This is a genomic window from Pseudomonas sp. 2822-17 (genome assembly GCF_002742485.1).
Taxonomy (GTDB): Bacteria; Pseudomonadota; Gammaproteobacteria; order Pseudomonadales; family Pseudomonadaceae; genus Aquipseudomonas; species Aquipseudomonas cyclaminis.
Genome location: NZ_LJRZ01000552.1, coordinates 1 through 389, shown reverse-complemented (window position 1 = coordinate 389; position 389 = coordinate 1). Strand labels below are relative to the sequence as shown.

1 pseudogene is annotated in these 389 nt (G+C 36.2%); it reads right to left on the bottom strand.

Annotated elements, in window-relative coordinates:
- Positions 1 to 389: pseudogene (locus AOA60_RS23165) on the bottom strand (16S rRNA (cytosine(967)-C(5))-methyltransferase); the annotation flags it as partial.

Here is a 389-nt window from a genome sequence, read left to right as displayed (position 1 = left end):
GTATAGATGAGATAAAAAACCCATCTGTTCCTTTTTCTCCAGGAAAGAGCTGGAGCATCCCTTCCTTAAGTCCGATACAATCTTTAAACGCGTTCGGAAGCCTCTCCACAATATCATTTTCAAATTCTGCATCTTCGTTTTTTGTTACAAATGACGAAATAACATGTTCATTTTCTTCTTCATCTACAGTACATGTACTGTATACTAACCTTCCACCTTTTTTTAGAAGTGGCCAAATTGATTCTAGAATTGCTGTTTGAATTTGTGAAAGTCGTTTGATATCTTCCAAAGATTTTGTCCATTTTAAATCTGGCTTACGTTGTATAACTCCAAGGCCTGAGCAAGGAGCATCAACAAGAATTCTATCAAATGACTCCTTGTTAAACTGC